The sequence below is a fragment of the Phenylobacterium sp. genome (assembly GCF_036263695.1).
Taxonomy (GTDB): Bacteria; Pseudomonadota; Alphaproteobacteria; order Caulobacterales; family Caulobacteraceae; genus Phenylobacterium.
Map to the genome: position 1 here is coordinate 1 of NZ_DATAGM010000281.1, position 5,309 is coordinate 5,309.

General features: G+C 67.5%; 5 protein-coding genes. All 5 read right to left on the reverse strand.

Annotated features, from left to right (window positions below; genetic code table 11):
• On the reverse strand, positions 1-333 hold a 333-nt coding region (locus tag VHK87_RS11350), incomplete at its 3' end, for a 3-hydroxyacyl-CoA dehydrogenase NAD-binding domain-containing protein (protein ID WP_329635006.1).
• A 124-nt stretch (positions 334-457) separates the two neighbouring features.
• On the reverse strand, positions 458-1,696 hold the full coding sequence (locus VHK87_RS11355; RefSeq protein ID WP_329635007.1) for an AGE family epimerase/isomerase: 1,239 nt from the start codon (positions 1,694-1,696) through the stop codon (positions 458-460).
• The gene (locus tag VHK87_RS11360; RefSeq protein ID WP_329635008.1) at positions 1,689-2,936 is read right to left on the reverse strand and encodes a mannose-1-phosphate guanylyltransferase/mannose-6-phosphate isomerase; all 1,248 of its coding nucleotides are present in this window, start codon (positions 2,934-2,936) and stop codon (positions 1,689-1,691) included. Before VHK87_RS11360 ends, VHK87_RS11355 begins: the two co-directional genes overlap by 8 nt.
• 209 nt (positions 2,937-3,145) lie before the next feature.
• Entirely contained in the window at positions 3,146-4,612 is a 1,467-nt protein-coding gene (locus VHK87_RS11365) for a polysaccharide lyase family 7 protein (protein ID WP_329635009.1), read from the reverse strand.
• 258 nt (positions 4,613-4,870) lie between these two features.
• The gene (locus VHK87_RS11370; protein ID WP_329635010.1) at positions 4,871-5,188 is read right to left on the reverse strand and encodes a hypothetical protein; all 318 of its coding nucleotides are present in this window, start codon (positions 5,186-5,188) and stop codon (positions 4,871-4,873) included.
• Between the last annotated feature and the right edge of the window lie 121 nt (positions 5,189-5,309).

Genomic DNA, 5,309 nt, shown 5'->3' on the forward strand with positions numbered 1-5,309 from the left:
GTCCTGGGCCGCGCCGACCGCGTAGCGCAGGTTCGGCTCGCCGCTCGGATCGCTCGGGGTGCCGACGCAGACGATGGAGAGGTTGGTCTGGGCCACCGCCGCCTTGGCGTCGGTGGTAGCGGTGATCAGGCCCTTCTCGACCCCGCTCTTCAGCAGCTCCGGCAGCCCCGGCTCGACGATCGGCGAGACGCCGCGGGCGATCTGCTCGACCTTGTTCTTGTCGAGGTCGACGGCCACGACCTTGATGCCGGTCTTGGCGATGCAGGCGGCCGTGACGGCGCCGACGTAGCCCGCGCCAAAGACGCTGACGGAAAGCGGTTCTTGATCAGCCATTACTCAGCTCCACACCCAGATGTCAGGTCGGCGGCCCGCGCGGAGGCGAGCGCCCGATGAGAATTCGCCCGCCGCGACGGACAGTTGCCTTGTTGGGTGAGGAAGCCCCCGCCCAGCCCGCGCCCTAAACTGAGCTGACCTGCGAAGGTTGCACCGCAGCAACCGGAATTCCGTAGGCCGGCTCGCCGGCGATTTGCTCGGCCCCGTCGAACAGTTCCCGGAAGGCCATGACCAGGTGGTAGAAGGTGCTGGCGGGCGCATGCTGGTCCTGCGTGCGGCCTTGGGCGTCGAATTGGTCGAACCACAGGCCGGGCGTCGGCGTGCCCAGATAGGTCCGCATCATAGTCTGCACGGTGAACGGCAGCCGGACCTGCGCCTTCAGGTCCCCGTCGCGCGCCATCACCACAAGCGCCTTGATGAGCTCGGTCTGCGGCCAGGTGCGGCGCGAGGCCCGCGCCACCGCGCCGTTGGCCCGCAGCTCGTCGATCGCCAGACCGTACTGGTCGAGGCCGAACTCCAGTCCGAACCGATAGAGGCCGGCCGCCTGGGGCCGCGCGTCGATGCAGCCCTGCGCCGCCGCCTCGTGCAGCAGCCACGTCCACTCGAAGTGGTGGCCCGGCTCGACAACGCGCTCGGTGACCGACGGCCCGCGCCAGGCCTCGTCGTAGAACTCGCCCAGCGTCTCCGAGAACGGATCGTAGAACTTGTCCAGGAACAGCTGGACGAGCTGGTCGGCCCGGTGGCGGAACTCCGCATCGCCGGTGGTGGCATGCCAGGCCAGCATGGCTTCCAGCATGTGCATGTGCGGGTTGGCCCGACGCGGCAGGCTGTGGGGCAGGCCCTCGTGCAGGCCGCCGTGCAGATGGTCGGTCAGAGAGGCGTCGATGAACGCCAAGGTCCGGTCGCGCATCTGCAACGCCAGGTCCGAGCCGGTGTAGCGCCACACCGACGCCAGTGCGAGCAGGGCGAAGGCGTGGTCGTAGGTGTCCCGCGTCGGATCGGCCAGCGAGCCGTCCGGGGACAGCATGTGCGCCCAGCCGGGCGCGCCGTCGGGCGCCCAGCAGCGGGCGACGAACGCCTCCAGGCCGCGGGTCACGATATCTTCGGAGCCGCCTTGCCAGCCCATCATCCCCGCCTCCGCGAAGACGAACAGCTGGCGCGCCTGCACCCGCATCCGGCGCATGGCGCTCAGGTCCGGCCGGCCGTCGAAGTCGAGCCGCTCGTGGAACAGGCCCGAAGCGTCCTGGCCGCGCTCGGCCCACAGCGGCAGGGCCGCGGTGTTCAGCCAACGGGCGACGTCGTCGCAGACGCTGTCCAGCGTCGGCGGTTCATATTCCTTGGGGATGAGGACGCCTTCAGCCATGAGCCGACACCTCTCCGGTCGCCTCTGCCGGACGGGCCTCGTCGTCGTTGCTCGCCAGCACCTTGAGCGCCGAAGCGGCCGTGGCCGCAGCCAGGGCTTCGACCACCGTCTTCACGTCTTGCGAGCGGTCGATCGGCAGCACCAGCACGGCGTCCGGCGTCTCCACCACCACCACGTCGGTGAGGCCCAGCACCGCCACCCTGCGGCTGGTCGCGTGGACCAGGCAGTTGTCGGAATCGACGATCAGCGCCTCGCCGCGGGCCACGTTGCCGCGCGGGTCGGCCGGGCCCAGCCGCCACAGCTCCTGCCAGGAGCCGACGTCCGACCAGGGCACGTCGCAGGCGGCGACGGCGGCCTTACGGGTCTTCTCCATGACCGCGTAGTCGATGGAGATGCTGGGGCAGGCGGCGAACCGCTCAGCGTCGAGCAGCACCACCGGGCCTTCGCTCCGGCCGGCCTGCAGCGCGGCCTCGGCGGCCGACAGCACCTCCGGCTGGTAGGCGCCCATTTCGGCCAGCAGCAGGTTCGGCGGGAACAGGAAGAACCCCGCGTTCCAGCAGAATTCCGGATCCTTCACGAACGCCTCGGCGCGGGCGAGGTCCGGTTTTTCGGTGAACCGCTCGATCTCGTAGACCTCGCCCTCCAGGCGCCGGCCGCGGCGGATGTAGCCGTAGCCGGTCTCGGGCCGGTCCGGCCGCACGCCGAAGGTGATGATCCGGTCCTCGAGCCCGGCCGCGTCCTGGATCAGTTCGTAGAGCCGCTCGGGCTCGCCGATGATGTGGTCGGCCGGCAGCAGCAGCACGCGCGCCCCGGGGGCATGCTCTCGCGCCAGCAAGGAGGCGATCACCGCCACCGGGGCCGTGTTGCGGCCCATCGGCTCCAGCACGATGCGCAGAGCCTCGAGGCCGAGCTCGGCCAGCTGAGCGCGCACCAGGTCGACGTAGCGCTCGCCGGTCACGATGATCGGCGCGCAGAGCTCCTCGCGGCCCTCGGCGTACAGCCGCTCGAGCGTCAGCTGGAACATCGAGCGGTCGCCGGCGAAGGCGTGGAATTGCTTGGGGGTGGTCTCGTTGGACAGCGGCCAAAGCCGGCTTCCGGCGCCGCCGCACATCAGCACCGGGACGATTGGCGAGCGCCCTTTGGCCGGGCGCCTGTAGACGTCGATGTCTAAGTGCTCGATGGTCTCCGAGCCGCTCTCTCGGCCGGCTTCCTCACCCTGTTCCAGCCCGCCCTTTAGCATCGTAACACCCGATTAACCGCGATCCCGAAGTCGCCGCTAAACCGGGGTTAGGGGGCAAAGTTCCATTCCGAACGGGCGCCTTTTTTCGGCTGTTACCCATTGGGCGCACTCCGCCGCTCTGCGCTCTCGAAAGAGGCGCCTTCTGCACAAGAAAAAGGGGGCGGCCGCGCGGCGGCCGCCCCCGAGAAGGCGCTCTCCTCTGGCCCTCGTCAGTAGACGAACACCGCGTCCTGCAGCGAGCTGAGGGTGGTGTTCTGCAGCGTGATCACGTCGTCCCCGAGGGTGATGACCACGTTCGAGCCGGAGACCTTGGCGGCGGCCATGACGTCGGAGACGCTGTCGATCCCGGCCACGTCCACGAACGCCAGTTTGTCGCCGCCGCTCTTGGAGAAGCCCTGGATCACGTCCTTCCCGTCGTCAGCGGTGAACACGAACAGGTCCGCGCCGCCGCCGCCCATCAGGGTGTCGGAACCCACGCCGCCGATCAGGGTGTCGTTGCCGGTGTCGCCCGACAGCAGGTCGTCGCCCTTACCGCCGGCAAGCAGGTTGGCTCCCGAGTTGCCGTAGAAGCGGTCGGCGTATTCCGAGCCCCAGAGGTTCTCGACGTTTCTCAGTTGATCATAGCCCGAGTCGCCCGACTGGCGGGACTGGGTGGCCTTGTCCAGGTCGACGACCACCATCCTGGCGCTATTCTGGTAGGAGACAGTGTCGACACCCGCCCCGCCGTCGTAGATGTCGGAGCCCTGGCTGCCGACAAAGATGTCGTCGCCGCTGGTGCCCTTAGGATTGTCGTTGCCGGTCGTGCCGAGAATGGCGCCCGAGCCAGCGGTTGGGTCGTCCACGTTAGTCGGCCAGTTGGCGCCGAGTGCGACCGTGCCCGTCCCCGAGCCAGTGTCCTGGGTCGGCGGCGGCGGAGAGGTTGGGGCCGGCTGGGTCGGCGCGGAGGTGGTTCCGCCGAGGATCGGCGTCAGTTGCTGGTCGCCGTGCGTGAACCGAAGGTCGAAGTATGAGGTCTGACCATACCCTTCGCCCTGCGTCTCATTCGTGCCGAGGTAGGTCCCGGCCTTGAAATAAAAGGCGTCGGACTGCCACACGTCGTTGATCTTGGTCGCCGACGTATAGACCTGACCGTCGGCCCACACCTTGATTACGAGGTCGGAGCCATCCGCGTCGATCGAGTAAGAGAATTTCTCATTCAGAGAGACGTTCGGTCGCTCGCCGGCCGCGTTCTTCAGGTCGAAGCGTTGCTCGCTGTTGCTGGAGCCCGCCTGGTCGTTCTTGAAATAGATCTGGTTCCCTTCCCAGTAGAAGCGAACCAGCTCGTCATCGATCCCGTGGATCTGGGCGAAGATCACGCGGCCGGGGGAGCCCCCGAACAGTGTCGGGGCTACGTCCACTTCGAGCGTTCCGACCATCTGCCCGCCTTGGCTCAGCTTCCAGGCGGCGCGATCCGTCCCCAGCATTTCCCGGAGTTCTGAACGAGCATAATTGGAGCCGCTCGTTGTGGCGCCCTCGACAGGGGCGACAAAGACCTGCGCCCCGTCGGAGCCCTGGTAGAAGTACTTGGCGTTCTCATAGCCTGAGAGACTCTTGATCTCGACAGCCGTCCCGCTGAACCCGCCGCTCGAGTCGGTGGGTAGGGTAAGTTTCCAGTTAGAATAGTCGATCTCAGCCATGATGCGTCCCTGGAGGCCGGCGAACTGACGCCACCGAGCCTTCGTAGCTGCGCCCCCGCTCAGCCGAGGCCTCTCGCTTAGCCCGGCAATTGCGACGAGACTGTGCGGCAGAGCGCGCGCAGAAACGCCGACTGTACTGAGATCGTGATTTTTGCCGATAAATCAGTGAGATAGGGCGAGTGCGGCATTTGCGCACAAGCGTAGCATTAAGCGAAGACCAGCCGCAGGGCCGGTCTAAACTGTGGCGACTGTGTGTCGTTACTTGGACGATTCCCGGATCGTCATCAGAACGTTAACCGTCGTGACGGCCTGCGACGTCGATCCAACGCCGTTGCTGAGCGCGATCGTCCGTATCCCTGTCTCCCAGGCATAGGCGGCGTTGGACAGCCGAAGATCGGCCGTCGGACCGAGGGCAGGAGAGGCGCCGTCAGGCGTCGGAGAGGTGACGCTGGCCAGCTCGGTGTAGGTCAGTCGGACGGCCTGGCCGCCCTCGATCGGGCGGACGGAGGTCTCGATCTGCGGCGCCGGCTGCGCGGCCAGGGCTGCGGCTCCGATGGCGGCGGCGATGATCGGCATATGCACCTCCTGCCTCTAGGCAGGTCGGACCTTGAGCTGAGCCGATTAAGGAACCCTTGGCGGTGCGGTCGCCGCGGCCAAGCTTCACCCGTCAGTGCCAGTTGCGGTCCGGCTGGGTCTC

Coding starts and splice junctions, on each gene's coding strand:
- VHK87_RS11355 (WP_329635007.1), bottom strand. CDS start 1,696: ATGGCTGAAGGCGTCCTCATCCCCAAGGAATATGAACCGCCGACGCTG.
- VHK87_RS11360 (WP_329635008.1), bottom strand. CDS start 2,936: ATGCTAAAGGGCGGGCTGGAACAGGGTGAGGAAGCCGGCCGAGAGAGC.
- VHK87_RS11370 (WP_329635010.1), bottom strand. CDS start 5,188: ATGCCGATCATCGCCGCCGCCATCGGAGCCGCAGCCCTGGCCGCGCAG.
- VHK87_RS11365 (WP_329635009.1), bottom strand. CDS start 4,612: ATGGCTGAGATCGACTATTCTAACTGGAAACTTACCCTACCCACCGAC.